Source organism: Pseudomonas sp. P9_31 (assembly GCF_034008235.1).
GTDB lineage: Bacteria > Pseudomonadota > Gammaproteobacteria > Pseudomonadales > Pseudomonadaceae > Aquipseudomonas.
On record NZ_CP125375.1, the window covers coordinates 1,699,187 to 1,725,178 of the forward strand.

Consider the following 25,992-nt stretch of genomic DNA (forward strand, 5'->3'; position numbering starts at 1 on the left):
ATTTGATTCAGCTCAGGTTCAGAGTGCGTTCAGGGGCCGTACAGGGTGGGGTCAGTAACCTTGCCCCGTACCCAAAAAGCACATAGCGCATGAGGAAATTCCCCAATGACTACTTTGAAAAAACTGCTGCTGGCTTTCACCGTGATGGGCGCCAGTGTTGCCGCCCACGCCGACACCACCAATTTCGCCGGCCTGACCTTTGGCCAGACCAGCGACAAGGTTAAAAAATCCAACGCCCTGAACGACAACCTCAACCATCCGAACACCGATGGTGTGATCGGCAAGGACAACACCTGGGGCTTGCGTGTGGGTCAGCAAGACAGCCAGGGCCGCTACTACGCCACTTACGACAACGTGTCGGGTTCGCATAATGGCATTAAACTGCGCCAGGAAAACCTGCTGGGCAGCTACGATTTGTTCTACCCAGTGGCTGGCAGCACCCAATTGTTTGGCGGTGCCACGGCCGGTTTGACCAAAATGACCCAGGATTCGCCAGGCTTCAGCCGCGACAGCGACATCGGTTACGCCATTGGTGGCCAGGTGGGTGTATTGCAGCAAGTTTCACAAAACACCTCGGTCGAGCTGGGTTACCGTTACCTGCGCAGCAATGCCAGCACCGAGATGAGCGAGCGCGGCGGCAGCAAACAGGGTTCGCTGGATTTGACCAGCAGCGCCCAGACTTACCTGTCCGCCAACTACGCTTTCTAAACAGCGTTTGGTTGCCAGATCAGTCAAGCCGCGCAAACTCGTGGGAGCGAGCCTGCTCGCGATAGCGGCGGATCAGCCAACATTGATGCTGAATGTACCGCCGTCATCGCGAGCAGGCTCGCTCCCACAGGTTTCGCGGCTTGACTGACTATTGCCATGTGAGCCATCGAGGTGCGTGTGCCTTTGTATACGTCGTGCCTCTGGAGATTTTGATTTGCCCGGGAGAGCGTTATGAAATTGCTGGTCGTCGAAGATGAAGCGCTGTTGCGCCATCACCTGCAAACCCGACTGACGGATAGCGGCCACGTGGTCGAGTCCGTGGCCAACGCCGAGGAGGCGTTGTATCAGACCGAGCAGTTCAACCATGACCTGGCGGTGATCGACCTCGGTCTGCCGGGCATGGGCGGGCTCGACCTGATTCGTCAGTTGCGCTCCCGGGGCAAGGCGTTTCCGATTCTGATCCTCACCGCGCGCGGCAACTGGCAGGACAAGGTCGAAGGCCTCGCCGCCGGCGCCGACGACTACGTGGTCAAGCCGTTTCAGTTCGAAGAGCTGGACGCCCGGCTCAATGCCTTGCTGCGCCGCTCCAGCGGCTTCACCCAGTCGACCATCGTCGCCGGTCCCTTGCTGCTGGACCTCAACCGCAAACAGGCGTCCCTCGATGAACAACCGCTGGCACTGACCGCCTACGAATACCGGATCCTCGAGTACCTGATGCGGCATCACCAGCAAGTGGTGGCCAAGGACCGTTTGATGGAGCAGCTCTACCCGGATGACGACGAGCGCGATCCGAATGTGATCGAAGTGCTGGTCGGCCGCCTGCGCCGCAAACTCGAAGGCCCGGCTGGCTTCAAACCAATCGATACCGTGCGTGGTCTCGGCTACCTGTTCAATGAGCGCTGCACTTGATTCGTTCCCTCCGTGTCCGTTTGATGCTCGCCGCCACGACCCTGGCGGTGTTGTTCATGCTGGCGTTGCTGCCGGCGATGCAGGGCGCGTTCAGCCTGGCGTTGCAGGATTCCATCGAACAGCGCCTGGCGTCGGACGTCACCACGCTGATCTCCGCTGCCCGGGTGGACAACAACAGCTTGCAGATGCCGGCGCAGTTGCCCGATGAGCGCTTCAACCTCACCGACAGCCGTTTGCTTGGCTACATCTATAACCGCGAAGGTCATCTGGTGTGGCGTTCGAAGGCCACCCAGGAAGAGAACATCAACTACAAGCCGCGTTACGACGGGCGCGGTAACGAGTTCGCGAGGATTCGCGAGGCCAATGGTGAAGAGTTCTTCGTTTATGACGTCGAGGTCAAACTGCTGGGCGGCAAAAGCGCGGCGTTCAGCATCGTCGCGCTGCAACCGGTGCGCGAATACGAAATCACCCTCGAAGGCCTGCGGGAAAACCTCTACCTTGGCTTCGGCGCGGCGTTACTGGTGTTGCTCGCCTTGCTGTGGATCGGCCTGACCTGGGGTTTGCAGGCGTTGCGCCGGCTGAGCCAGGAGTTGGACCAGATCGAGGGCGGTACGCGTGAAAGCCTGAGTGAAGAGCACCCTCGGGAACTGCTGCGCCTGACCGGCTCGCTCAACCGCTTGCTGCACAGCGAGCGTGAACAGCGCAGCCGTTATCGCGATTCCCTCGACGACCTGGCCCACAGCCTGAAAACCCCGCTGACGGTATTGCAGGGCGTCAGCGAAGACATGGCGCAAAAGCCGCAAGAGCGCAATCAGGCCAGGGTGCTGCAAACCCAGATCGAACGCATGAGCCAGCAGATCGGCTATCAACTGCAACGCGCCAGCCTGCGCAAAAGTGGCCTGGTGCGCCATCAGGTGCGCCTGCGCCCGGTGCTGAAAAGCCTCTGCGACACTCTGGACAAGGTCTACCGCGACAAACGCGTGCGCGTCGCTTTCGACCTGCCGGACCCGTGTTACGTGCCAATCGAGCAAGGCGCCTTGCTGGAAATGATGGGCAACCTGCTGGAAAACGCCTATCGCCTGTGCCTGAGCGAAGTACGTATCAGCGTGCGCGAAACCCTCAGTGGCATTGAACTCTGCGTCGAAGATGACGGGCCGGGCGTGCCACCGGATCAGCGTGCACGGATTCTGCAGCGGGGCGAGCGGCTGGATCGCCAGCATCCGGGGCAGGGGATCGGGTTGGCGGTGGTCAAGGACATCATCGAAAGCTACAGCGCGAAGCTGACACTGGGGGATTCGCCAATGGGCGGGGCGGCGTTCCGGATTCATTTTCCGGTGGTTTGACCCCTGTCACCGATCGTTCCCACGCTCCGCGTGGGAATGCAGCCCGGGACGCTCCGCGTCCCTTTCCAGAACTGGAACGCGGAGCGTCCCTTGAGGCATTCCCACGCAGAGCGTGGGAACGATCTTTAACAGCGGTGTTTAAAACACATCTCCAGACACTCACTCAGGCTACACATCCTTGCGCCGCTGCCTACGACTACGCCAGAATCCGCCGGCTTGTGCGCCTGGGGTGTGGGCTCTATCGTTTGCCGGTCGCTGACGAATCAGCGATCGGGTTTAGCGATCCGATCCCATACACAGACGCAAAAGCGCCCAAGTTTTGCTTGCAGTTCTTATTGCCTGCAATTCGCGTAATGGTGGCTGTGCGTGGGAGACCTTCGAGTCTACCCGGGGTTTCTGTGACCCGGATCGCTAACCTGCGTACAGCCGCCACCTTTACTTGTTTAGCGATAGGTCGTGGCGGCTCAATCAACCACGGAGCTTCACATGTTCAAGATCACGCCCAACCCACCGGAAACCGACGACGTTTCTCCGTACGAAACCCCCGACTCCAAAAAACTCAACGAAGCCGCCGACCGCGCCCTCGATTACTACCTCAAACCGGTCATTCCCAAAAACACTCCGCGCAAACCCAGCACCATCTACCATGTCGGCGCCGAGGTCGATAACGAAACCCTGCTGGTCAACGCCTGCGAATCCCTGGCGTCACCGAGCGTGATGCCCAGTGAGTTCGCCGGGTTGATGGACATGCCCCATCGCAACATGATGTTGGGGATTCAATCGGTGGTCATGCTCGGCGAGCTTGCGGTGAATCGGGTGCTGGATAACCTCGACCCACAAGGCTAGCGAAGATCTGATCGTTCCCACGCGCAGCAAAGGAATGCCTCAACGGACGCTCCGCGTTCGGCTCTAGATGGGACGCGGAGCGTCCCGGGCTGCATTCCCACGCCGAGCGTGGGAACGATCAAGCGCTAGAACTCAATTCTCCTGAGCCCGATAGGCTCCCGGCGTCAACCCGGTCCACTTCTTGAACGCCCGGTGAAACGCCGACGGCTCGGAAAACCCCAGCTGCTCGGCGATCTGTTGCAACGACAGGTCCGCACGCCCCAGGTGATAAATCGCAATGTCCCGACGCAGCTGATCCTTCAGCTCCTGAAAACTCGTGCCTTCTTCGCGCAAGTGTCGACGCAAGGTTTGCGGGCTGATGTGCAGGTGCGCCGCCACCGTTTCCAGGTCCGGCCAGCGCGCACTGTCGCGGCTGAGCAAGCGCCGCAACTGGCTGCTCAGGCTGTCGCCTTCATCGGGGCGCGATAACAGGTCGGCGGGGGAACGCTCGAGAAAGTGCTTGAGGGTTCGTTCGTCCTGCAACAACGGCATGTTCAAGTAGCGACTGTGAAACAGCAGGCTACTCTGAGTAGTAGTGTTCTTTGCTGTGGAAAAGCCCAGCGGACAGGAAAACAGCAAGTCGTATTCGGCGCCGTGCTCGGGCCTCGGGTAGCTGAAGGTGGCTTGCTCCAGGCGAATGCGCTGGCCGATCAGCCAGCTGCCGAACCGATGCCAGATCACCAGCAGGCTTTCGCTGAGGAAGTGGTCCGGGTCCCACAACGGCGAATCGTCGAGGCTCAGGCGAATCATGTCGTCTTCGCGGCTCAGGGTCAGACGCGGCGCGCCGGGGAACAGGCTATAAAACAACAGGCCGCGATTGAGTGCCTTCTCCAGATTGCGGCAGTGGATCACCGCGTGGCACATCATGGCGAAGCTGCCGGGTTTGCTTGGGGCCTGCCCGAAGCCCAGGTATTCGTCGTCCAGGGCCAGCCACAGCCCCTGGATCAACCGGGTGAACTGCTCAGGTGCGATTCGCGCCCGTGGCTCTTCCAGCAACTCGGGGGAGATTCCCAGTTGCTGCAACAGGCTCGAATAGTCGTAGCCACGTCGGCGCGCGCCACCGAGGGCGGCACGGGCGAAATGGCTGGCGATGGTGCGTTCGCGCATGGAGGGCAGGTCCGTCTACTGAGGGAGGGATGGTAGCGGTGCCGATCGACAATGAACAAGGCGGATATCCGCCAAATTGCAGGACGAGGTTTGGCTGGTGGGCGGAAATCCGCCACATTGCTGTAACTGGTTGGTGACCAGGAAAAACCTGTAACCCTTGATGTCACAAGGCTGGCAGGTTTTTCACCAAAGGTGGCACGGGCTTTGCGATACAACCAGCAGATGTCTGCCGTTACGCAGCTCGACAAAACAAATCCCTCCAGTGCAGGAGGGTTCGCAATTGAAGTGTCTTGGGCAACAGATGGATGTTGTCATCGGGCACTCTTGAGGAACTTTGCAATGACGACTCGTCAGCCACTGTATAAATCCCTGTACTTCCAGGTGATCGTTGCCATCGCCATCGGTATCCTGCTCGGTCACTTCTACCCGCAGACCGGTGTAGCCCTCAAGCCGCTGGGTGACGGGTTCATCAAACTGATCAAAATGATCATCGCTCCCATCATTTTCTGCACCGTCGTCAGCGGTATCGCGGGCATGCAGGACATGAAGTCGGTCGGCAAGACCGGCGGTTACGCGCTGCTGTATTTCGAAATCGTTTCGACCATCGCCTTGCTGGTCGGTCTGGTCGTGGTCAACATCGTGCAGCCGGGTAGCGGCATGCACATTGACGTCACCACGCTGGATGCCTCCAAAATCGCTACCTACGTGGCTGCCGGCGCGGATCAAAGCGTCATTGGCTTCCTGCTGAATGTCATCCCGTCCACCATCATCGGCGCGTTCGCCACGGGCGATATTCTGCAAGTGCTGATGTTCTCGGTGATCTTCGGTTTCGCCCTGCATCGCCTGGGTGCCTATGGCAAACCGATCCTGGACTTCATCGATCGTTTTGCCCACGTGATGTTCAACATCATCAACATGATCATGAAGCTCGCGCCACTCGGTGCCCTCGGCGCCATGGCGTTCACCATCGGTGCCTACGGTGTCGGTTCGCTGGTACAACTGGGTCAGTTGATGGCGTGCTTCTACATCACTTGCCTCGTGTTCGTACTGGTCGTACTGGGCGGTATCGCTCGCGCTCACGGCTTCAGCGTACTGAAAATGATCCGCTACATCCGTGAAGAACTGCTGATCGTGCTGGGTACTTCCTCTTCGGAGTCGGTGCTGCCACGCATGCTGATCAAAATGGAGCGTCTGGGCGCGCAGAAATCCGTGGTAGGTCTGGTGATCCCGACCGGTTACTCGTTCAACCTTGACGGTACCGCGATCTACCTGACCATGGCGGCGGTGTTCATTGCTCAGGCAACCGACACCCACATGGACATCACTCACCAGATCACTCTGCTGGTGGTGTTACTGCTGTCCTCCAAAGGCGCTGCTGGCGTGACGGGTAGTGGCTTCATCGTACTGGCCGCTACCTTGTCCGCTGTTGGCCATCTGCCGGTTGCCGGCCTGGCACTGATCCTCGGTATCGACCGCTTCATGTCCGAAGCCCGCGCGCTGACCAACCTGATCGGTAACGCGGTTGCCACCATTGTTGTGGCCAAATGGGTCAAGGAACTGGACACCGACGTGCTGCAAGCGGAGCTGGCCTCGGGCGGTCGCGGCATTGCCGACGAGCCTAAAGACGATGTTCTGGGCCACGTCGAAGGGGCAACCCCGACGAACGCCAAGTAAGCCTTGTTGTAATGAAAAACCCGCTTCGGCGGGTTTTTTCATACCTGCGATTTGAGCGTAACGGTCAGCGTAACTGGCACATAAGGTGATTGCTGCAATGTCCCGGGCTGCCTAGGCTTGAGGGATTGCACTGGAGAACGCTCATGCTCGGTCCGCTGGCATCACTCAAGGTTCTGGATTTCTCGACATTGTTGCCGGGGCCGTTTGCCTCGTTGCTGCTGGCGGACATGGGCGCCGAGGTGCTGCGCATCGAATCGCCGACCCGCATGGACCTGCTGCGGGTGCTGCCACCCCATGATCAGGGGGTGTCGGCCAGCCACGCGTACCTCAATCGCAACAAGCGCAGCCTGGCCCTGGACCTCAAGCAGCCCGAGGCGCTGGAGGTGATCAAGTCGTTGCTTGCGGACTACGACATCGTGCTGGAGCAGTTCCGTCCCGGCGTGATGGACCGGCTGGGCCTGGGGTATGAAGCCTTGAGGGCGATCAACCCACGGCTGATTTATGTGTCGATCACCGGTTACGGCCAGACCGGCCCCTACAAGGACCGCGCCGGCCACGACATCAACTACCTGGCGCTGGCCGGGCTGGCAAGCTACACCGGCCGGGCCGACAGCGGCCCGTTACCGTTGGGCATGCAGGTGGCGGATGTCGCGGGCGGCTCGTTGCACGGGGTGGTCGGGCTGCTGGCGGCGGTGATCGCGCGGCAGCAGACCGGGCAGGGGCAGCATCTGGATGTGAGCATGACCGACTGCGCCTTCAGCCTGAACGCCATGGCCGGCGCCGGGTACCTGGCCTGCGGCGTGGAGCCGGGCAGGGAGGATCAGATGCTCAACGGCGGCAGCTTCTACGACTATTACCGGTCGCGTGATGGGCGCTGGTTATCGGTGGGCAGTCTGGAACCGGGGTTCATGCAGCAACTGTGCACGGCGCTGGGTCGGCCGGAACTGGCGGCCGAGGGGCTGTCGCCCGAACCCGCCCGGCAACAGGCGCTCAAGGAGGCGTTGAACATTGAATTCGAAAAACACGACTTTGCCTGGTTGTGTGAGCTGTTTGCCGGGGTCGATGCCTGTGTCGAGCCGGTGTTGAGCCTGGGCGAAGCGGTCGGGCACCCGCAGTTGACGGCGCGGGAAATGGTGACTGAGGTGCCGCGGGGCGATGGGAGCACTCAGGCGCAGATGGCTTGTCCGTTGAAGTTTTCAGCGGGGTTGCCTGAGCCGCGGCACATTGGCGCCCGCCTGGGGCAGCATACGGATGAGGTGTTGAGGGAACTGGGGTTTAGTGTTGAGCGGATCGAGGAGCTGCGGCGTGCCAGGGTGGCTGTGTAGTGCCTGATCAGACGCCATCGCGAGCAGGCTCGCTCCCACAGGGGATCGGTTGTGAACACATTATTTGCGAACGCCGCAGATCAAATGTGGGAGCGAGCCTGCTCGCGATGGCGTCGGCACGCCAACCACAAAATCTTGCTACTCGACCCGCATCTCCCCACTGAACACCAACGTACTGCGACAACGCCGGCACAAATACCGCCGCCCCTGGCGCACCAGGCTATGGCGCTGGGCTGAAAACGGAAAGTCACTGTCCGCGCACGGGCATTTGTAGATGTAGCGGGTCACGCTGCGGCGTTTGACGTCATAGGTATGGCAGCGGTTGGGCGGCAGTTCGTAGACGCCGCGCATGATCAGTTGCCACTCTTCGCCGTGAGGCTGGATGCGGTCGCCGAACAGTTGATGGGCGATCAGGTGTGCGACTTCATGCGCCACGGTCTGTTTGAGGAAGTCTTCGGTGTTTTCCCGGTACAGCTGCGGGTTGAAGCGCAGCAGGTTCTCGTGCAGATGCGCGACACCGGCTTTTTGCCCGCGCAGCTTGAGGCTTACCACGGGGCGTTTGAAAGGTCGTTTGAAAAAGGATTCGGCTTGCAGGAAACAGTCTTCGACGCGGGTATTGAGTTGCTCGGGCATGCTTGATGGATCTCCAGAGGCGTCGAGTATGCCGCAACCCTGAGGACTTGCGAATCGCCGAGGGGCCGAATGGTCGTCGCCACGCTCTATTCTCAAGCGCTAGAAGGCCGCCTTGCGGCGGCCTGTATTGGCAAGTCCTGTTTTTGGCCGGTGTGTTGCTAATTCGTATAGACCGGTCCCACGCCCAAGCCCCAGACAATCACGGTGAACGCCATGATGGCCACCAGCACCACCAGTCCGACGGCGAGTATCGAACTTGAAAACAGAAATCCCTCGTCCGACGGAATGTTCATGAAGGTCGGCAAGCCTACATACAGCAGGTACACCGTGTAACAGACGGCCGCGGTGCCGACGATCATCCCCAGCCACAGGTGCGGGTACAGCGCCGCCAGGCCGCCGACAAACAGTGGGGTCGCGGTGTACGTGGCGAACGCGACACAGCGTGCCAGGCTTGGGTTGGCGTCATAGGTGCGCGCCATCCAGTGAATGAAGGCGCCCATCACCGCGACGCCGCCGAGCATCGCCACGTACGACATGATGGTCATCCACAGCGCGCTTTCCATGGTCAGCATCACCGGCGCTCGACTACCAATGACCCAGCCGACCTGCGTGGTGCCGATAAACGCGGAGACGGCGGGGATCGCCGCCAGAATCAGGGTGTGCGTCAGGTACATGTGGCTGATGCTTTCCTCCTGGTCGCCACGGATTTCCTTCCATTCCTGGTCAGGGTGGGTGAAAAGCCCCACTACGTGATGGATCATGCCAGTCACTCCTCTTGTTGTTGCCATCGCCCCCCAGCGGAGCGCTTACGGGCCAAAGTGGCCAGGTAAGTACAGGTCTGAATACGTGCGCGACCTTATGTCGCAGTATAGAAAGGAGTTACTGGCAATAGTGCGAGGGCTTTAGAGCAAATCGCGCTGTAAACGATCTTGTTAATCGCCGCCGGGTCTGTGCCGAATGAATCCTGTGGCGAGGGAGCAAGCTCCCTCGCCACAGGGGTATGCTCAAGTCATATAAAGCGCAGGCTTCGCCCCGCCAGGGTTTTTGCGTAAAATGCCGGCCTTTCGTCACACCTCACGGATTTCGCGTCATGGGCACTCTTACGGTCAACCAGAACAAACTGCAAAAGCGCCTTCGCCGCCAGGCCGGTGAGGCTGTCGCCGATTTCAACATGATTGAAGACGGCGACAAGGTCATGGTCTGCCTGTCCGGTGGCAAGGACAGCTACACCATGCTCGACGTGCTGATGCATTTGCAGAAGGTCGCCCCGATCAAGTTCGAGATCGTCGCCGTGAACATGGACCAGAAGCAGCCAGGTTTCCCCGAGCACGTGCTGCCGGCCTATCTCAAAGAACTCGGTATCGAGTACCACATCGTCGAGAAAGACACCTATTCGGTGGTCAAGGAGCTGATCCCGGAAGGCAAGACCACCTGCTCGCTGTGCTCTCGCCTGCGTCGCGGCACGCTCTATACCTTCGCCGATGAAATCGGCGCGACCAAAATGGCCCTCGGTCACCACCGCGACGACATCGTCGAGACGTTCTTCCTGAACATGTTCTTCAACGGTTCGCTCAAGGCCATGCCGCCGAAGCTGCGCGCCGACGACGGGCGCAACGTGGTGATCCGTCCGCTGGCGTACTGCAACGAAAAAGATATCCAGGCCTACTCGGACCTCAAGCAATTCCCGATCATCCCGTGCAACCTCTGCGGCTCCCAGGAAAACCTGCAACGCCAGGTGGTCAAGGAGATGTTGCAGGAGTGGGAACGCAAGACCCCGGGCCGTACCGAAAGCATTTTCCGCAGCTTGCAGAACGTGATCCCGTCGCAACTGGCGGACCGCAACCTGTTCGACTTCACCAGCCTCAAGATCGACGAAACGGCGGCTTCGCGCTTCGTCAACGTGGTCAATCTCTGACACAAATAGTGTGGGAGCGAGCCTGCTCGCGATAGCGTTCTGTCAGACACATCAGTGTTGACTGATACGGCGCCATCGCGAGCAGGCTCGCTCCCACAGTTGGTTTTTCGCTTCAATCCTCAGGAGAGGGCATGCGCGACTACAAGTGGCTGAACGAGTACTGCTTGAACCGCTTCGGTTCGGCGGCTGAACTGGAAGCCCATCTGCCCGTCCCCAAGACCCCGGCGCAATTGCGCAAGATCAGCGACGACCGCTACCTCTCGACCATGGCGTTGCGGGTATTTCGTGCCGGGCTCAAGCACAGCCTGGTGGATGCCAAGTGGCCGGCGTTCGAAGAAGTGTTCTTCAAATTCGACCCGGAAAAAGTCGTGTTGATGAGCGCCGAACATCTGGAGCGCTTGATGCAGGACGCGCGGATCATCCGCCACCTGGGCAAGCTCAAGAGCGTGCCGCGCAATGCGCAGTTCATTCTGGATGTCGCCCATGAGAAGGGCAGTTTTGGTGCCTTGATCGCCGAGTGGCCGGTGACCGATATCGTCGGTTTATGGACCTGCCTGAAAAAACACGGCCATCAATTGGGCGGTTTGTCGGCTCCGCGATTCTTGCGAATGGTCGGCAAGGACACCTTCGTGCCGAGCTACGACGTGGTCGCGGCGCTGAGTGCGCAGCAGATCGTCGACAAGGTGCCGAGCAGTTTGCGGGATCTGGCCACAGTGCAGAATGCGTTCAACCAGTGGCATGAAGAGAGCGGTGGACGGCCGATGAGCCAGATTTCGATGATGCTGGCGTATACCGTCAATCATTAAGACCGAGTCGCCCGCATCGCGAGCAGGCTCGCTCCCACATTGGATTGGTGTCGTTCACAAATCCCCTGTGGTAGCGGGCTTGCCCGCGATAGCGTCCTGTCAGGCGACGCTGGTCTCGCCTTCCCCCGCCAACTTGCGGTTCAACTGAAACCGCCACCGCACATACAGCAACGCCGAGCAGAACACCGCGAGGCTCGCGCCCATCTCCAGTAACCCGAACAGCTGCCGGTTCGGGTCATACGCGGCCAGTGCGCCCTTGATGAAATACAGGTTCACCACAAAACACATCCACGAATGCCCACGAGCGCTGCCGACGATCATCCCCGGCGCCAGTAACAGCAACGGCACCAGTTCGATCAGCAGAATCACCCACGGCCGCGCGCCATGCAGGTCGGCGAACACCAGGTAGTAGGCGCAAAGCAGCCCCGCCAGCCCGAAAAAGCACAGCAGGCTGATGACGCGCATCGCTCTGACTCGCGGTTCGAGCCATTCGATGGAAGGCAGAATCTTAGGCTTCTTAGCCACTGTGGCTCTCCAGTTTCTGCGCGGTTTTCGCCAGCCGCAGACCCAAAGCCCGGCATAGCGCGACTTCATGTTCATTCAAACCGCTTTTGCCATCGGCCCCGGCGTGATGGCTGGCGCCATACGGCGTGCCGCCGCCGCGGGTTTCCAGCAGCGCGGATTCGCTGTAGGGCAGGCCGGTGATCAGCATGCCGTGGTGCAGCAACGGCAGCATCATCGACAGCAGGGTGGTTTCCTGGCCGCCGTGCAGGCTCGCGGTCGAGGTGAAGACCCCGGCCGGTTTGCCCACCAGGGCGCCGGTCAGCCACAGGTTGCTGGTGCCGTCGAGGAAGTATTTGAGCGGAGCGGCCATGTTGCCGAAGCGGGTCGGGCTGCCCAGGGCCAGGCCGGCGCAGTTCTTCAAATCGTCGAGGCTGGCGTACAGCGCGCCTTCATCGGGAATGTCCGGAGCCACGGCTTCGCATTCAGTGGAGATCGCCGGCACCGTGCGCAACCGGGCTTCAAGGCCGGCCTGCTCGACGCCACGGGCAATCTGCCGGGCCATTTCATTGGTCGAGCCGCTGCGGCTGTAATACAGCACCAGAATGTACGGCGCGCTCACGGCAGCAACTCCAGCACATTCTCTGGCGGACGGCCGATGATGGCTTTGTCGCCGACTTCGAGAATCGGGCGCTCCATGAGTTTGGGGTGCGCGGCGATGGCGGCGATCAATTGCGCCTCGCTCAAACTGCTGTCGGCCAGGTTGAGGGTTTTGTACTCCTCCTCGCCGGTGCGCAGCAGTTGTCGGGCGCTGATGCCGAGCTTGCTCAGCAGGCTCTGGATTTGCGCGGCGTCCAGCGGCGTTTCCAGGTAGCGGACCACCGTTGGGGCCAGGCCACGGGCTTCGAGCAGTTCGAGCGCACCGCGGGATTTCGAGCAGCGCGGGTTGTGATAAAGCGTCAGATCGGTCATGTGCGGGTCGCATCTTGCGTAAGGTGGCGGCTATTCTAACTGTGCGGCGCGTAATCCAGAACCTTGGGAGGCGATGGGTCGCAGATGCATTCCATTTTCGACAAGGATTGAGACATGACAAGGCGACTGGCAGCGGCATTGGCGATCATGGGGGCGTTATTGCTGGGGGGCTGTGGCAACGACTATGGCATCGACCAGAACGGCCACAAAATCGCCGCCGAGCGTCTGGACAAACAATGGCTGGTGCTCAATTACTGGGCCGAATGGTGCGGCCCGTGCCGGACCGAAATCCCGGAGCTGAACGTGCTGGCCGAGCAACTCAAAGGCAAGAAGATCGGCGTGTTCGGGGTCAACTTCGACAATGTGCAGGGCGAAGAGCTGAAAAGCGCCAGCGAGAAACTGGGAATCAAGTTCACCGTGTTGGCCCAGGACCCGGCCGACCTTTTCGAGTTACCGCGCAGTGAAGCGCTGCCGGTGACTTACATCATCGATGACAAGGGCAAGGTGCGGGAACAGTTGATGGGCGAGCAGACGGCGGCGGGGGTGATGGCGAAGCTTGAGGCGTTGCAGGCGACCAACTGATCGAGCACCGACCTGTGGCGAGGGAGCTTGCTCCCGCTGGGCTGCGAAGCAGCCCTAAAACACGTTACCTCGGTTCTTCAGACAGACCGTATGGACCGGTTTACGACTGCTACGCAGCCGAGCGGGAGCAAGCGCCCTCGCCACAGTCATTCACTTGGCTACAACCGAGAGTAATCAACCCTCTTCAAGCCACCAACGCAACGGCTTGCCTTCTGCTGGCCAAAAGCGCATCTGATCGATCGGCGAGACGTCCCAGCGCTGGACGTTTTCCAACACCTGCAGGAAGCGTTTTTCCTGCTCCATCAGCGCCGGCGCACAGAGTTTACGGGTGCTGCCGATCTTGCCGAAGCTCAGCTTTTCGCCTTCCAGGGAATACGGCGCGAACCAGTGGTTGCAGCCACCATTGCCATAAGCCCGACCGTCTTCATCGAGGGTGATGGTCAGGTGGCTGTAGTCCATCAGCGGACGTTCGCCGATCCATTCCAGAATGTAACTGCGGTTCTGTTGCAACTTTACCGGCTCGGCGGCGCAGCCCAGCAGGCTGGCACCGACCATCGTGGTCAGAGCAAGGCGTTTCATCACGCAGGCTCCTGGCATTTCGGGCACAGGTGCTTCTCGGAGGCAGTGGTCCAGCCCAATTCGGCAATTCGCGCGGTGGCAGCCGGTTTTTCGGCCTTGTTGCCCAGCTTGGCGTCGACCGCGAACTCAAAGCTCAGTTCTTTGGCGCAGCTGTCGCAGTTGACTTGCCAGGTGTGAATCGCCAATTCGCCGAACACCGGACCACTGGCCACCGCGACCCATTGGCCGGGCGGGTTGATCAGGTGGCGAACCGTTTCGACGGTCAGGCGCATGGACAAGTCCTTGCTGCCTTTGAGGGTCACTACCAGCACGTCGTTATTACGAATCGAGCCGCCGTTGCCGGTGACTTGATAACGCCCCGGCACGAGGGCGCGGCATTCGGTGAGGGTGTGTTGCGGGTTCATCAGGCTGTAGCGGAAATCGTGTTCGACCATGGGTCCTCCAAATATGCGCGATATGCTAGCACGGGCTTGAACGCAGCATGGCGCGGGCATGTGACCTTCGATCTGGTTCAAATGACTCGCCAACTCATGGCACACTGCCGCTTTTGCATCTCTAAGGAACGGAAATGGCCTTAATCGAATGTTATGAATGCAAGCAGCGCATCAGCTCCACGGCGCCTGCTTGCATTCATTGCGGTGCACCTGCGGCAACGGTGCAAGCGGCCACTTCGACGGCAGCGCCTGTGGAAGCACCGCTTTCTTTCGGGCATTTACCGAGCAATGAGAGTGTGCCTCGGGTAACCCCGGCCGCGTTCGGGCGTAAACGAAAGACTGAAGTTCAGGCCGAGGTTCCGGCACCGGTGCTCAATGGGCCGCGTCCCGTGGAACTCTGGCTGAAACTCATGATTTTCTTTCTGCCGCCGTTTTTTGTCTGGTTCCTGCTGCGTCGCGGACACTCCCTTGGGCAGCGCTTGATCGGCTTCGGCTGGTTGGCGCTGATGATTATTTTGTCCAAGGCCTGAGCCGATCAGCTCTCGACCTGGTTCTGTGGCAAACCTGCTGCCCAGGCCGCGATGTTTTGCAGGGTGATCGCGGCAATCGCGCCCAGGGCTTCGCGGGTCAGGAAGGCCTGGTGCGCGGTGACGATCACGTTCGGAAAGGTCAGCAGGCGCGCCAGCACATCGTCTTGCAGCGGCAGGTCGGAGCGATCCTCGAAGAACAATTGCGCCTCCTCTTCATACACGTCCAGCCCCAGATAACCCAACTGGCCGTTTTTCAACGCGTCGATCAGCGCCGGCGTGTCGACCAGACCGCCGCGCCCGGTGTTGATCAGCATTGCGCCGGGCTGCATGTGCGCCAGTGACTCGCGGTTGATCAAGTGTTTGCTCTGCTCGTTGAGCGGGCAGTGCAGGCTGATGATCTGCGACTCGGCCAGCAGTTGCGGCAGGCTCAGGTAGCGCGCGCCGAGGGCTTCGACCTGCGGGTTCGGATAAGGGTCATGGGCCAGCAACCGACAGCCGAAGCCGTGCATGATGTTCGCGAAGGTCGCGCCGATCTGCCCGGTGCCGACCACGCCGACGGTCTTGCCCACCAGGTCGAAACCGGTCAACCCGTGCAGGCTGAAATCGCCTTCTCGCGTGCGGTTGTAGGCACGGTGCAGACGACGGTTGAGCGCCAGGATCAACGCCACCGCATGTTCGGCCACGGCATGAGGCGAGTAGGCCGGGACCCGCACGATCAGCAATCCCAGGCGCTTCGCCGCTGTCAGGTCGACATGGTTGTAACCGGCCGAGCGCAGGGCGATCAGGCGCGTGCCGCCTGCTGCCAGGCGTTCGAGCACCGGGGCGCTGAGGTCATCATTGATGAAGGCGCAGACCACTTCGTGATGTTCGGCCAGTGCCGCCGTGTCGAGACTCAGCCGGGCCGACTGGAACTGCAACTCGATGCCGGCGGGCAGGTCGGCGGCAAGAAAACTGTCGCGGTCGTAGGTCTGGCTGCTGAAAAGAATCGTGCGCATGCTGTCCTCCTGGAAGTCTCAAACCCCGTAGCAGCCTTCGGCAGCTGCTACAGGCGTTGAGTTTAGCGTTCAGGGCGCTCGGCGTTATTGCGCTGCATCAGGCATTGATGCGCGCGTGGGCCGCGAGGCGATTGATGGCTCGTTCGAGTTCTTCCAGCGCGCCGGGGGCTTTCGGGTCTTGTTGCTTGAGCAGGGTTTCACTGCGCTGGCAGGCGGCGCGCAGTTGCGGTACGCCGCAATAACGGGTTGCCCCATGCAGGCGATGGACCCGCTCGATCAGGGCATTCTGGTCGTTGGCTTCACGGGCGACGCGGATGGCCTCGCGGTCGCCTTCCAGGGAGGCCAGCAACATTGCCAGCATGTCCGCCGCCAGATCGGCCTTGCCGGCCGCCAGGCGCAGGCCTTCTTCGTGATCGAGCACCTGCAACTCATTTCCGTTATGGCGGTCGCTGGAGCGCTCCGGCCCCAGATTACGCAATGCCAGGCCGGTCCATTTCAACACCACTTGCGCCAGTTGCCGTTCGCTGATGGGTTTGGTCAGGTAGTCATCCATGCCGCTTTGCAGCAACGCGCGTTTTTCGTTGGCCATCGCATGGGCGGTGAGGGCAACGATCGGCAGTGGCGTGCAATGCCGTTCGCTTTCCCACTGGCGGATGGCTTCGGTGCTTTGACGCCCATCCATGCCGGGCATCTGCACGTCCATCAGTACCAGGTCGAAGGTCTCGTTCTGCACGGCCTTGACCGCGGCGTAACCGCTTTCCACCGCGAGCACCTTGGCGCCCATGTCCTCGAGCAGGGTTTGCACCAACAGCAGGTTGGCCGGGTTGTCGTCCACGCAAAGGACCTTCGGCGCGCGACTGGAGACCGGCTCGCCGGGGTCGCTGCGTTGCTGGCGCGGGTTGACCAGATCGGACAGGGCCCGGCGCAATTTGCGGGTGCAGGCCGGTTTGGACTGGAGCTGGCTGTGGGGGTTGGGCACCGAGAGGTGGAACAGCGTCAGTTCGGTGGTCGGGCACAGCACCAACACTTTGCAACCCAGGTGTTCGAGGTCCCAGATATGCTGGTTGAGGCGCTCCGGTGGCATGTCGTTGCTGGTGATGCCGAGCACCGCCAGGCCGATCGCCTGATCAGTCTGATGGGCGCCGGTCACGCCATTGGCCAGGCTTTCCAGGGTGTTGAACGGCGTGACGGCCAAGCCGCAGTCTTCCAGTTGATGCTGCAATGCCTGACGGGCCAGTTCATGGTTTTCCAGGACCGCCACCCGATGCCCCAGCAGCGGTGGGCCGGGCAGGTCTTCGGCGTCGTCGCGGGTTTTGGGCAGGCTCAGGCTGATCCAGAATTCCGAGCCTTCGCCCGGTGTACTGTCGACGCCGATCTCGCCGCCCATCTGCTCGATCAAGCGTTTGGAAATCACCAGCCCCAGGCCGGTGCCGCCAGGTTGCCGGGACAGCGAGTTATCAGCCTGACTGAAGGCCTGGAATAAAGCGCGCACGTCCTGATTGGACAGACCGATGCCGGTGTCCTGAATACTGATGCGCAGTTGCACGCTGTCTTCATGCTCTTCTTCGAGCATCGCCCGGGCGACGATGGTGCCTTCGCGGGTGAACTTGATCGCATTGCTCACAAGGTTGGTGAGGATCTGCTTGAGTCGCAGCGGATCGCCCACCAGCGACAGTGGCGTATCGCGATAAACCAGGCTCACCAGTTCAAGCTCTTTGGCGTGGGCGGCCGGGGCGAGGATGGTCAAGGTGTCTTGCAGCAGGTCGCGCAGGTTGAACGGAATATGGTCGAGCACCAGTTTGCCGGCCTCGATTTTCGAGAAGTCGAGAATCTCGTTGATGATCCCCAGCAGGCTGTCGGCGGATTTTTCGATGGTGCCTAGGTAATCGAGCTGACGCGGGGTCAACTCGCTTTTTTGCAGCAAATGCGTGAAGCCGAGAATGCCGTTGAGCGGCGTGCGGATTTCATGGCTCATGTTGGCCAGGAACTCGGATTTGATCCGGCTCGCCTCCAGGGCTTCCTTGCGCGCCAGGTCCAGCTCGATGTTCTGGATTTCGATGGTTTCCAGGTTCTGACGCACGTCTTCGGTGGCCTGGTCGACGCTGTTCTGCAATTCTTCCTGAGCGTTCTGCAGGGTGCCGGCCATGCGGTTGATGCCGGACGCCAGTTCATCCAGCTCCTGGCTGCCGAGGGGCGGCAGACGGGTTTCCAGGTGACCGTCCTTGAGCTGCGCCACGGCTTGTTTGATCTGGCTCAACGGCCGGTTGATGGTCCGGCCCATGCGCAACGCCAATAGCGCCGCACCGGCCAGGCCCCCTCCGATCAACAGCAGGCTGGCGAACAGGCTGCGGTAACCGCGCAGCAACATGCCGCTGTGGGACAGTTCGAGTTCGACCCAGCCCAGCAGGCGGTCGGCTTCACCGGGGATCAGGTCGCCAGCCAGGTTGCGGTGCTTGCCGAACACCGGCAGCAGGTAACGCGTGGCGTCATTGCCACTGCGGCGCAGCAGCTGTGAACCGTTGCCCAAGGGCGCCTGATTGAGCATGGTCGGGCCGGCATGGGCCAGCGGCGTGCGGTCGGGGGCGAGGAAGGTCACCGCGCGCACATCGGTTTGCTCCAGGGACTGGGTGGCGATGCGTTCCAGCAGCTCGTTGTCTTTGCGGCCCATGGCGGGGGCCACCAATGGCGCCAGCTGTTCGGCGATCATTTCGCCGCGCTGCATGAGTTGGGCTTGCAAGTCCGATAGCTGCATCCAGGTGAAATAGCCGCCCAGGACCAGCGCCATCAGGGTGGTCGGCAACAGGGTCAGCAACAGCACGCGGCCTTTAATTCCCAGTTTCTTGAGCACGCAACTCTCCTGCATCCAGCTGTTTATTGACCTGCACATGCGTCCGGCACGCGCCACCTGCGCAGTGTAGCGATTTGCATGCGGGCAATCTTCGTAAAATTGATGTCGTCATTCGTCGGCCACTTCAGCGCTCTGGTCGCGGGGGGGGCAAACCTTGAGTTGCCCCTGGCGAGGCAATCTTGAATAATCGGCAACTGAGAATTATTTGCAGATACTTATGACTCCCATCTCTGTTGGCCATCCCCGAATTCTCTCCATCGAAGACGATCTGGTGCTCGGTGCTTATGTTCATGAGCATCTGGGGCGCTGCGGTTTTCAGGTGACCTGGTGCCAGAACGGGCGGGAAGGTCTGGCCATTGCGCGCCAACAAGCCTTCGATGTGGTGCTGATGGATATCCTGCTGCCGGGGCTCGATGGCCTGGCGGTGCTGACCCAATTGCGCCAGAGCCACTCCACGCCGGTGGTGCTGATGTCGGCGCTGGGGGCCGAGGCGGATCGCATCAGTGGCTTTCGCCTCGGGGCCGACGATTACTTGCCCAAACCCTTCAGCATCGCCGAGTTGCGGGTGCGCATCGAAGCGATCCTGCGGCGTGTGGCGCTCGATCGCCGACCGGTGCCCGCACCGGTTGCGCCTTCGGTGGGCAGCCTGCGTTTCGACGACGAACTCTGCGAGGTGTCCTTCGGCGAACACGCCGCCGGCCTGACCCGCAGCGAGTACCGATTGCTGGAAACGCTCAATCGCAACGGCGATGAAGTGCTGAGCAAAGCCTTCCTTTATCAGCAGGTCCTGCAACGCGGTTACGCCGCCCATGATCGCAGCCTCGACATGCACATCAGCCAGATCCGCCGCAAACTCAAGGCCATCGGCTACACCGAGCGCGAAGTGCGTACCGTCTGGGGCAAGGGGTATGTATTGAGTGCGGCCGATGAAATGGTCTGACGTACCGGGCAGGCATTCACTGTTCTGGAAGCTGGCTTGTTTGTTGGTGGCGTTCTGTCTGCTGATGATCTGGTTGAGCTGGTCCTGGGGCCGCTACATGGAAAAGCAGAACCTGTTCCTGTCCGACGAGGCCCGGGGCAGCCTGATGCGCTACGCCGCCGAGGCGGAGCAAGCGTGGAGTGAACGGCAGAGTATGGGCGTCGATGCCTGGTTGCGTCGTGTCGGCCATCACGAGACGACGTGGGTCGGTGTCATCGGCGGCGACTTGCAATCCCTGAGCAGTTATCCGCTGACGGAAAAGGAAGTTCAGCGACTGACCTTTTTGCGCGGCCTGGACTGGCCGGTGAGTCGTCGTAACAACGGCCTGCCCTGGCTGAAAATCCCATTCCCCAACGACCCGGCCGCCGGCAGTCTGGTGATCGAACTGCCTCAGCGTTTCATGCCCGGGCGCTACCGGGTGTTCTGGCGGGTGATCACCAATGGGGTGATTCCCGGGTTGCTCACACTGCTGGTGTGCGTGGGGCTGTATCGATTGCTGGTGGTCCCGCTGAACAGCCTGCGCGAACAGGCCAATACCTGGCGCGCTGACCAGCTGACTGTGCGCTTGTCGAGCCGCACCACCAATCGCCCGGATGAGTTGGGCGAACTGGGCAGGGCCTTCGATCACATGGCTGAGCGCCTGCAAAGCACGGTTGTGCTGCAACAGCAATTGCTGCGCGACCTGTCCCACGAAATGCGCACGCCGCTGAGCCGGCTGCGGGTGGCCAGCGAAAGCGAGCAGGAGCTGGGTCAATTGCGCGAACGCATTGGCCGCGAAGTCGACGGCATGCAGCGTCTGGTCGAGGACACCCTGCAACTGGCGTGGCTCGACACCGAGCGCGCGCCGTTGCCTGACGAAGCGATCCAGGTCCAGGCGTTGTGGGACATGCTCACGGAAAACGCCTGCTATGAAAGTGGCTGGCCGGCGAGTCAATTGCACTGTGCGGTGGATGAGTCCTGCTGGGTGCGGGGTCATCTCAATACCCTGGCTCAGGCGCTGGAAAACATTCTGCGCAATGCCATTCGTCATTCACCGAAGGACAGTGTTGTGACGCTCGGCGGTCGGCGCGATGGCGACTTCTGGCACCTTTGGCTGGAGGACGAGGGCGGTGGGGTGGCTGACGAGGCGCTTGAGCGGATCTTCTCGCCGTTCATCCGGCTCGACGGTTCGCGGCCGGGGGACGGTGGATTCGGGCTGGGTTTGAGCATCGCGAGGAATGCGGTGCAGCGCCAGGGCGGGCGTCTGTGGGCTGAGAACAGCGGGGCAGGGTTGCGGCTGAATATGCGTCTAGTGGCTGATGAGGGTGGAGCCTGTCAGACCGCTTTGGCGAGCAAGCCCGCTCTCACCCTCAGTCTAATTCCTGCGCAAGACACAAGCGGGCCTGCTCGCGAAGAGGCCCTCCCATCCACCACAAATCCCACCCTTATTCCTATAAGCAATAAGCCCCTTACTTTGCGTGATATGGCCTGCGCACGTTTGCCGGTATGATAGGCGCCCCCGCAGTCTGGATTGCGAATACGCCATGACCTTGCAGTACCCAACCATCGCCGATTGCGTCGGCAACACTCCGCTGGTCCGTTTGCAGCGCCTGCCTGGCGTCACCAGCAACACCCTTTTGCTCAAGCTCGAAGGGAACAACCCGGCGGGTTCGGTCAAGGACCGTCCGGCGCTGTCGATGATCACCCGTGCCGAGCTGCGCGGGCAGATCCACGCCGGCGATACGCTGATCGAAGCGACCTCGGGCAACACCGGGATCGCCCTGGCCATGGCCGCCGCGATCAAGGGTTACAAGATGATCCTGATCATGCCGGACAACTCCAGCGCCGAGCGCAAAGCCGCGATGACAGCCTATGGCGCCGAGCTGATTCTGGTCAGCCAGGAAGAAGGCATGGAAGGCGCTCGCGACCTCGCCCAGCGAATGGAAGCAGAAGGCCGTGGCAAGGTGCTGGATCAGTTCGCCAACGGTGACAACCCCGAGGCGCACTACACCACCACCGGTCCGGAAATCTGGCGTCAGACCCAAGGCACCATCACGCATTTCGTCAGCTCGATGGGCACCACCGGCACCATCATGGGTGTCTCGCGTTACCTGAAAGAACAGAACGACAACGTGCAGATCATCGGGCTGCAGCCGATGGAAGGCTCGGCGATTCCGGGCATCCGTCGCTGGCCGCAGGAATACCTGCCGAAGATTTATCAGGCCGATCGCGTGGACCGGATCGTCGACATGGCGCAGAGCGAAGCCGAAGACGTGACCCGTCGTCTGGCGCGCGAAGAAGGTATCTTCTGTGGCGTGTCTTCGGGCGGTGCCGTGGCGGCGATGCTGCGTCTGTCCAAAGAAGTTGAAAACGCGGTGATCGTCGCGATCATCTGCGACCGTGGCGACCGTTACCTGTCGACCGGTATTTTCGACGCGCCCAACTGATGGCCAGGCAAGAGAGAGGCCTGCGCTTCCAGCCCACGGGCGGCAGCAAGGCCCCGCAAGTCCCGACCGGCAAAAAGCAGCGCTTGACCATCGAGCGCCTGGCCAATGACGGTCGCGGTATCGCGTTTTTCGAAGGTCGCACCTGGTTCGTCATCGGCGCATTGGCCGGTGAAGACGTCGAGGCGCGGGTCTTGGGTGCCCATGGCAAAGTGGTCGAGGCGCGCACCGAGCGCGTGTTCCAGGCCAGTGAATTGCGCCGCCCGGCACCGTGCGCTCATGCTGCTCGCTGCGGCGGTTGCAGCGTGCAGCATTTGCCCCACAACGAACAGCTCGCCCTGAAACAGCGCATGCTCGCCGAGCAATTGTCGCGGGTTGCCGGTGTCGAACCTGATGAGTGGGCAGCGCCGTTGAGCGGTCCGGAATTCGGCTACCGTCGTCGCGCCCGAGTGGCGGTGCGTTGGGACATGAAAGCGAAAAAACTGGAAGTCGGCTTCCGCGCCGCCGGCAGTCAGGACATTGTCGCCATCAACGAATGCCCGGTGCTGGTACAGCCCTTGCAACCGATCATGACCCGCTTGCCGGAGATGCTCCGGCGCTTGAGCAAACCTCAGGCACTGGGGCATGTGGAGTTGTTCAGCGGTTCGTCATTGGCGGTATTGCTGCGGCACATGGCGCCGTTGTCCGAAGCCGACATGACGATCCTCAAGGATTTCTGCGCCTTCCATGAAGCCCAATTGTGGCTGCATGGGGAAGGCGAGCCGCAACCGGTCGAGGCCGATCAGTCGCTGGGCTACCGCCTTGAACAGTGGGATCTGAACCTGGCGTATCGGCCGGGAGATTTCATTCAGGTCAACGCCGGGGTCAACGAAGCGATGGTGGCCCAGGCGCTGGAGTGGTTGGCGCCGAAATCCGATGAGCGGGTTCTGGACCTGTTCTGCGGGCTGGGCAACTTTGCCTTGCCGCTGGCCAAAGCCGTGCGCGAAGTGGTGGCGGTCGAGGGTGTGCAGGCCATGGTCGAGCGGGCGGCCGCGAACGCTGCCAACAACAATTTGCATAATGCGAAGTTTTTTCAGGCCGATTTATCCCAGCCTTTGGCTGATGCCAAATGGGCCAGCGAAGGCTTTTGTGCGGTACTCTTGGACCCACCGCGTGACGGTGCTTTCGAGGTGGTGCGCAAGCTTGCATCCCTGGGTGCCGAACGATTGGTGTATGTGTCGTGCAACCCTGCAACGCTGGCGCGCGACACGGTCGAATTGATCAAGCAGGGCTACCGGTTAAAACGTGCCGGGATTCTCGATATGTTTCCTCAGACGGCACATGTCGAGGCCATGGCGTTATTTGAAGCGAGCTAGGATGGCTCGTCTGGTCCGACTGACCCGCTCGTGCAAAGCGCATTCGTCTTAGCCCCGCGAGTGCACACGGGCAGCGAAGGTCAGCGATTTGACGCATTGAATCTGCGTCGTAGGGAAGGTAAAGCAAGATGGTACAGGTGAGAGCACACCAGCCGATCAACACTGACGGCAGTATCAATCTCGAGGCTTGGCTCGATCACGCGGTCAGTGTCGATGCGGCACTGGATCGCGAAGCCTTGAAAGAAGCCTGCGAGTTCGCTCGCGAGGCCGAACAACAAGCCAATGCGGCGAAGAATCTGTGGTCCGAAGGGACCTCGAGTTTCCGCACGGGCCTTGAGATCGCCGAGATTCTCGCCGACCTCAAACTCGATCAGGATTCGTTGGTCGCGGCGGTCTTGTACCGTGGCGTGCGTGAAGGCCAGATCCAATTGCCGGCAGTCAGCCAGCGCTTCGGTCCGGTGGTGGCCAAACTCATCGACGGCGTGCAACGCATGGCGGCGATCAGCGACAGCCTGAGCCCGCGTAAATCCATGGTGATGGGCACTCAGGGTCAGGTCGAAAACCTGCGCAAAATGCTCGTGGCCATGGTCGACGACGTGCGCGTCGCGCTGATCAAACTGGCCGAACGCACCTGCGCGATCCGCGCAGTGAAAACCGCTGACGACGAGAAGCGCAACCGCGTCGCCCGTGAAGTCTTCGACATTTACGCGCCGCTGGCCCACCGCCTCGGTATCGGTCATATCAAGTGGGAGCTGGAGGACTTGTCCTTCCGTTACCTCGAGCCCGACCAGTACAAGCAGATCGCCAAGTTGCTCCACGAGCGGCGGCTGGATCGCGAGCGCTTCATTGCCGACGTGATGAGCCAACTCAAGAACGAGTTGCAGGCCACCGGCGTCGATGCCGACATCAGTGGTCGGGCCAAACACATCTATTCGATCTGGCGCAAGATGCAGCGCAAGGGTCTGGAGTTCAGCCAGATCTACGACGTGCGCGCTGTTCGGGTGCTGGTGCCGGAAATGCGCGACTGCTACACCGCGCTCGGCATCGTCCACACCCTGTGGCGGCACATCCCGAAAGAGTTCGACGACTACATCGCCAACCCGAAAGAGAACGGCTACCGCTCGCTGCACACCGCGGTGATCGGCCCTGAAGGCAAGGTGCTGGAAGTGCAGATCCGCACCCACGCCATGCACGAAGAAGCCGAGTTGGGGGTTTGCGCGCACTGGAAATACAAGGGCACCGACGTCAAGTCCGGCTCGAACCACTACGAAGAGAAAATCTCCTGGCTGCGTCAGGTCCTCGAGTGGCACGAAGAGCTGGGCGATATCGGCGGCCTTGCCGAACAGCTGCGGGTCGATATCGAGCCGGACCGGGTTTATATCTTCACTCCCGACGGTCACGCCATCGACTTGCCGAAGGGTGCGACACCGCTGGACTTCGCCTATCGCGTGCACACCGAAATCGGTCACAACTGCCGCGGCGCCAAGATCAACGGGCGGATCGTGCCGCTCAACTACAGCCTGCAAACCGGTGAACAGGTCGAGATCATCACCAGCAAGCACGGCACCCCGAGCCGCGACTGGCTGAACCCGAACCTGGGTTACGTCACCACCTCGCGGGCGCGGGCGAAGATCGTTCACTGGTTCAAGTTGCAGGCCCGTGATCAGAACGTCGCGGCCGGTAAAACCTTGCTCGAGCGCGAACTCAATCGCCTCGGCCTGCCGCAGGTGGATTTCGACAAGCTGGCCGAAAAGGCCAACATGAAGACCGCCGAGGACATGTTTGCCGCGTTGGGTGCCGGCGATTTGCGTCTGGCACAACTGGTGAACCTGGCGCAGCAACTGGTCGAGCCGGAACGCGGCAACGAACAGCTGGAGCTGATCCCGCGCAAAGCCACCGGCTACAAACCGGGCAAGCGCGGCGATATCCAGATCCAGGGTGTCGGCAACCTGATGACCCAAATGGCCGGCTGCTGCCAGCCGTTGCCAGGGGACGCCATCGTCGGTTACATCACCCAGGGCCGTGGCGTGAGCATTCACCGTCAGGACTGCGCCTCGGTGCTGCAACTGGCCGGGCGCGAGCCGGAGCGGATCATCCAGGTCAGCTGGGGCCCGGTGCCGGTGCTCACCTATCCGGTGGACATCATCATCCGTGCCTACGACCGTTCCGGCCTGCTGCGCGACGTGTCGCAAGTGCTGCTCAACGAGCGGATCAACGTGCTGGCGGTCAACACCCGCTCGAACAAAGAGGACAACACGGCGCTGATGTCCCTGACCATCGAGATTCCGGGGCTGGATGCATTGGGGCGGTTGCTGGGGCGGATTTCCCAGTTGCCGAACATCATCGAAACTCGCCGTAACCGCACGCCTTGATCGCATGTTCAGCGCCGATCCACTGTGGGAGCGAGCCTGCTCGCGATTGCGATTCTTCAGTCGGCCTATGTGTTGCCTGGAAGTCCGCTATCGCGAGCAGGCTCGCTCCCACTAGGG

At 61.1% G+C, this 25,992-nt stretch carries 25 protein-coding genes; 15 read left to right on the forward strand and 10 right to left on the reverse strand.

Annotated elements, in window-relative coordinates:
* Positions 1-105: 105 nt before the first annotated feature.
* The 4 genes from QMK51_RS07635 (at position 106) to QMK51_RS07650 (ending at position 3,806) form a co-directional block, all read left to right on the forward strand.
* Entirely contained in the window at positions 106-708 is a 603-nt protein-coding gene (locus QMK51_RS07635) for a hypothetical protein (protein WP_320393629.1), read from the forward strand.
* 231 nt (positions 709-939) lie between these two features.
* Positions 940-1,617 (forward strand): response regulator, encoded by a 678-nt coding sequence (locus QMK51_RS07640; protein WP_017340190.1) that lies wholly within the window; start codon positions 940-942, stop codon positions 1,615-1,617.
* Complete coding sequence (locus tag QMK51_RS07645; protein ID WP_320393630.1) at positions 1,614-2,960, forward strand: ATP-binding protein; 1,347 nt, start codon at positions 1,614-1,616, stop codon at positions 2,958-2,960. The genes QMK51_RS07640 and QMK51_RS07645 overlap by 4 nt, the downstream gene beginning before the upstream one ends.
* A 486-nt stretch (positions 2,961-3,446) precedes the next feature.
* Complete coding sequence (locus tag QMK51_RS07650) at positions 3,447-3,806, forward strand: DUF6124 family protein (protein WP_320393631.1); 360 nt, start codon at positions 3,447-3,449, stop codon at positions 3,804-3,806.
* A gap of 132 nt (positions 3,807-3,938) precedes the next feature.
* On the opposite strand, the gene QMK51_RS07655 is transcribed toward QMK51_RS07650, so the two are convergent.
* On the reverse strand, positions 3,939-4,952 hold the full coding sequence (locus tag QMK51_RS07655; RefSeq protein WP_320393632.1) for an AraC family transcriptional regulator: 1,014 nt from the start codon (positions 4,950-4,952) through the stop codon (positions 3,939-3,941).
* A gap of 339 nt (positions 4,953-5,291) precedes the next feature.
* On the opposite strand from QMK51_RS07655, the gene QMK51_RS07660 reads away from it, so the two are divergent.
* Positions 5,292-6,626 carry a dicarboxylate/amino acid:cation symporter gene (locus QMK51_RS07660; RefSeq protein WP_320393633.1) on the forward strand — a complete coding sequence of 445 codons (1,335 nt, stop codon included), beginning with the start codon at positions 5,292-5,294 and terminating at the stop codon, positions 6,624-6,626.
* A gap of 143 nt (positions 6,627-6,769) precedes the next feature.
* Positions 6,770-7,951, forward strand: a complete 1,182-nt coding sequence (locus QMK51_RS07665) for a CaiB/BaiF CoA-transferase family protein (RefSeq protein WP_320393634.1) — start codon at positions 6,770-6,772, stop codon at positions 7,949-7,951.
* Between the two features lie 138 nt (positions 7,952-8,089).
* Here QMK51_RS07665 and QMK51_RS07670 read toward each other — a convergent pair whose 3' ends face one another.
* A complete protein-coding gene (locus tag QMK51_RS07670; protein ID WP_007937535.1) occupies positions 8,090-8,584 on the reverse strand; it encodes a SprT family zinc-dependent metalloprotease in 495 nt (164 codons plus the stop codon).
* A gap of 158 nt (positions 8,585-8,742) precedes the next feature.
* On the reverse strand, positions 8,743-9,345 hold the full coding sequence (locus QMK51_RS07675; protein ID WP_320393635.1) for a Yip1 family protein: 603 nt from the start codon (positions 9,343-9,345) through the stop codon (positions 8,743-8,745).
* 329 nt (positions 9,346-9,674) lie between these two features.
* Between QMK51_RS07675 and ttcA the strand changes: the two genes are divergently transcribed.
* Both ttcA and QMK51_RS07685 read left to right on the forward strand, forming a co-directional pair.
* Complete coding sequence (gene ttcA, locus QMK51_RS07680; RefSeq protein ID WP_258699532.1) at positions 9,675-10,499, forward strand: tRNA 2-thiocytidine(32) synthetase TtcA; 825 nt, start codon at positions 9,675-9,677, stop codon at positions 10,497-10,499.
* Between the two features lie 131 nt (positions 10,500-10,630).
* On the forward strand, positions 10,631-11,305 hold the full coding sequence (locus tag QMK51_RS07685; RefSeq protein WP_320393636.1) for a DNA-3-methyladenine glycosylase I: 675 nt from the start codon (positions 10,631-10,633) through the stop codon (positions 11,303-11,305).
* Positions 11,306-11,404: 99 nt separating this feature from the next.
* Here the strand turns inward: QMK51_RS07685 and QMK51_RS07690 are convergent, their stop codons facing one another.
* From QMK51_RS07690 to arsC, 3 genes are read right to left on the reverse strand one after another with little or no spacing between them, the layout of a single operon-like run.
* Positions 11,405-11,830, reverse strand: a complete 426-nt coding sequence (locus QMK51_RS07690) for a DUF2069 domain-containing protein (protein ID WP_320393637.1) — start codon at positions 11,828-11,830, stop codon at positions 11,405-11,407.
* A complete protein-coding gene (gene wrbA / locus QMK51_RS07695) occupies positions 11,823-12,428 on the reverse strand; it encodes an NAD(P)H:quinone oxidoreductase (RefSeq protein WP_258699535.1) in 606 nt (201 codons plus the stop codon). Before wrbA ends, QMK51_RS07690 begins: the two co-directional genes overlap by 8 nt.
* Entirely contained in the window at positions 12,425-12,778 is a 354-nt protein-coding gene (arsC, locus tag QMK51_RS07700; RefSeq protein ID WP_320393638.1) for an arsenate reductase (glutaredoxin), read from the reverse strand. Before arsC ends, wrbA begins: the two co-directional genes overlap by 4 nt.
* 114 nt (positions 12,779-12,892) lie before the next feature.
* Between arsC and QMK51_RS07705 the strand changes: the two genes are divergently transcribed.
* Positions 12,893-13,360: a TlpA disulfide reductase family protein gene (locus tag QMK51_RS07705; protein ID WP_320393639.1), complete on the forward strand. Its 468-nt coding sequence runs from the start codon at positions 12,893-12,895 to the stop codon at positions 13,358-13,360.
* Between the two features lie 174 nt (positions 13,361-13,534).
* On the opposite strand, the gene QMK51_RS07710 is transcribed toward QMK51_RS07705, so the two are convergent.
* Positions 13,535-13,939 carry an META domain-containing protein gene (locus tag QMK51_RS07710; protein ID WP_258699538.1) on the reverse strand — a complete coding sequence of 135 codons (405 nt, stop codon included), beginning with the start codon at positions 13,937-13,939 and terminating at the stop codon, positions 13,535-13,537.
* Positions 13,939-14,373: a hypothetical protein gene (locus QMK51_RS07715; RefSeq protein ID WP_258699539.1), complete on the reverse strand. Its 435-nt coding sequence runs from the start codon at positions 14,371-14,373 to the stop codon at positions 13,939-13,941. Before QMK51_RS07715 ends, QMK51_RS07710 begins: the two co-directional genes overlap by 1 nt.
* 134 nt (positions 14,374-14,507) lie before the next feature.
* Between QMK51_RS07715 and QMK51_RS07720 the strand changes: the two genes are divergently transcribed.
* A complete protein-coding gene (locus tag QMK51_RS07720; RefSeq protein ID WP_258699540.1) occupies positions 14,508-14,903 on the forward strand; it encodes a hypothetical protein in 396 nt (131 codons plus the stop codon).
* Positions 14,904-14,908: 5 nt separating this feature from the next.
* Here the strand turns inward: QMK51_RS07720 and QMK51_RS07725 are convergent, their stop codons facing one another.
* Both QMK51_RS07725 and QMK51_RS07730 read right to left on the reverse strand, forming a co-directional pair.
* Positions 14,909-15,898: a 2-hydroxyacid dehydrogenase gene (locus QMK51_RS07725; RefSeq protein WP_258699541.1), complete on the reverse strand. Its 990-nt coding sequence runs from the start codon at positions 15,896-15,898 to the stop codon at positions 14,909-14,911.
* A 97-nt stretch (positions 15,899-15,995) separates the two neighbouring features.
* Positions 15,996-18,746 (reverse strand): response regulator, encoded by a 2,751-nt coding sequence (locus tag QMK51_RS07730; RefSeq protein WP_320393640.1) that lies wholly within the window; start codon positions 18,744-18,746, stop codon positions 15,996-15,998.
* 217 nt (positions 18,747-18,963) lie between these two features.
* Here QMK51_RS07730 and QMK51_RS07735 point away from each other — a divergent pair, with 217 nt between their 5' ends.
* The 5 genes from QMK51_RS07735 (at position 18,964) to relA (ending at position 25,875) form a co-directional block, all read left to right on the forward strand.
* A complete protein-coding gene (locus QMK51_RS07735) occupies positions 18,964-19,686 on the forward strand; it encodes a response regulator transcription factor (RefSeq protein WP_258699543.1) in 723 nt (240 codons plus the stop codon).
* Complete coding sequence (locus QMK51_RS07740) at positions 19,673-21,214, forward strand: sensor histidine kinase (RefSeq protein WP_320393641.1); 1,542 nt, start codon at positions 19,673-19,675, stop codon at positions 21,212-21,214. Before QMK51_RS07735 ends, QMK51_RS07740 begins: the two co-directional genes overlap by 14 nt.
* A 34-nt stretch (positions 21,215-21,248) precedes the next feature.
* Complete coding sequence (gene cysM / locus QMK51_RS07745; protein ID WP_320393642.1) at positions 21,249-22,151, forward strand: cysteine synthase CysM; 903 nt, start codon at positions 21,249-21,251, stop codon at positions 22,149-22,151.
* Positions 22,151-23,503, forward strand: a complete 1,353-nt coding sequence (gene rlmD / locus QMK51_RS07750; protein ID WP_320393643.1) for a 23S rRNA (uracil(1939)-C(5))-methyltransferase RlmD — start codon at positions 22,151-22,153, stop codon at positions 23,501-23,503. The genes cysM and rlmD overlap by 1 nt, the downstream gene beginning before the upstream one ends.
* A gap of 128 nt (positions 23,504-23,631) precedes the next feature.
* On the forward strand, positions 23,632-25,875 hold the full coding sequence (relA, locus tag QMK51_RS07755) for a GTP diphosphokinase (RefSeq protein ID WP_258699547.1): 2,244 nt from the start codon (positions 23,632-23,634) through the stop codon (positions 25,873-25,875).
* Positions 25,876-25,992 lie beyond the last annotated feature (117 nt).

Coding starts and splice junctions, on each gene's coding strand:
- QMK51_RS07635 (WP_320393629.1), top strand. CDS start 106: ATGACTACTTTGAAAAAACTGCTGCTGGCTTTCACCGTGATGGGCGCC.
- QMK51_RS07640 (WP_017340190.1), top strand. CDS start 940: ATGAAATTGCTGGTCGTCGAAGATGAAGCGCTGTTGCGCCATCACCTG.
- QMK51_RS07650 (WP_320393631.1), top strand. CDS start 3,447: ATGTTCAAGATCACGCCCAACCCACCGGAAACCGACGACGTTTCTCCG.
- QMK51_RS07655 (WP_320393632.1), bottom strand. CDS start 4,952: ATGCGCGAACGCACCATCGCCAGCCATTTCGCCCGTGCCGCCCTCGGT.
- QMK51_RS07660 (WP_320393633.1), top strand. CDS start 5,292: ATGACGACTCGTCAGCCACTGTATAAATCCCTGTACTTCCAGGTGATC.
- QMK51_RS07665 (WP_320393634.1), top strand. CDS start 6,770: ATGCTCGGTCCGCTGGCATCACTCAAGGTTCTGGATTTCTCGACATTG.
- QMK51_RS07670 (WP_007937535.1), bottom strand. CDS start 8,584: ATGCCCGAGCAACTCAATACCCGCGTCGAAGACTGTTTCCTGCAAGCC.
- QMK51_RS07675 (WP_320393635.1), bottom strand. CDS start 9,345: ATGATCCATCACGTAGTGGGGCTTTTCACCCACCCTGACCAGGAATGG.
- ttcA (WP_258699532.1), top strand. CDS start 9,675: ATGGGCACTCTTACGGTCAACCAGAACAAACTGCAAAAGCGCCTTCGC.
- QMK51_RS07685 (WP_320393636.1), top strand. CDS start 10,631: ATGCGCGACTACAAGTGGCTGAACGAGTACTGCTTGAACCGCTTCGGT.
- arsC (WP_320393638.1), bottom strand. CDS start 12,778: ATGACCGATCTGACGCTTTATCACAACCCGCGCTGCTCGAAATCCCGC.
- QMK51_RS07705 (WP_320393639.1), top strand. CDS start 12,893: ATGACAAGGCGACTGGCAGCGGCATTGGCGATCATGGGGGCGTTATTG.
- QMK51_RS07710 (WP_258699538.1), bottom strand. CDS start 13,939: ATGAAACGCCTTGCTCTGACCACGATGGTCGGTGCCAGCCTGCTGGGC.
- QMK51_RS07715 (WP_258699539.1), bottom strand. CDS start 14,373: ATGGTCGAACACGATTTCCGCTACAGCCTGATGAACCCGCAACACACC.
- QMK51_RS07720 (WP_258699540.1), top strand. CDS start 14,508: ATGGCCTTAATCGAATGTTATGAATGCAAGCAGCGCATCAGCTCCACG.
- QMK51_RS07725 (WP_258699541.1), bottom strand. CDS start 15,898: ATGCGCACGATTCTTTTCAGCAGCCAGACCTACGACCGCGACAGTTTT.
- QMK51_RS07735 (WP_258699543.1), top strand. CDS start 18,964: ATGACTCCCATCTCTGTTGGCCATCCCCGAATTCTCTCCATCGAAGAC.
- QMK51_RS07740 (WP_320393641.1), top strand. CDS start 19,673: ATGAAATGGTCTGACGTACCGGGCAGGCATTCACTGTTCTGGAAGCTG.
- cysM (WP_320393642.1), top strand. CDS start 21,249: ATGACCTTGCAGTACCCAACCATCGCCGATTGCGTCGGCAACACTCCG.
- rlmD (WP_320393643.1), top strand. CDS start 22,151: ATGGCCAGGCAAGAGAGAGGCCTGCGCTTCCAGCCCACGGGCGGCAGC.
- relA (WP_258699547.1), top strand. CDS start 23,632: ATGGTACAGGTGAGAGCACACCAGCCGATCAACACTGACGGCAGTATC.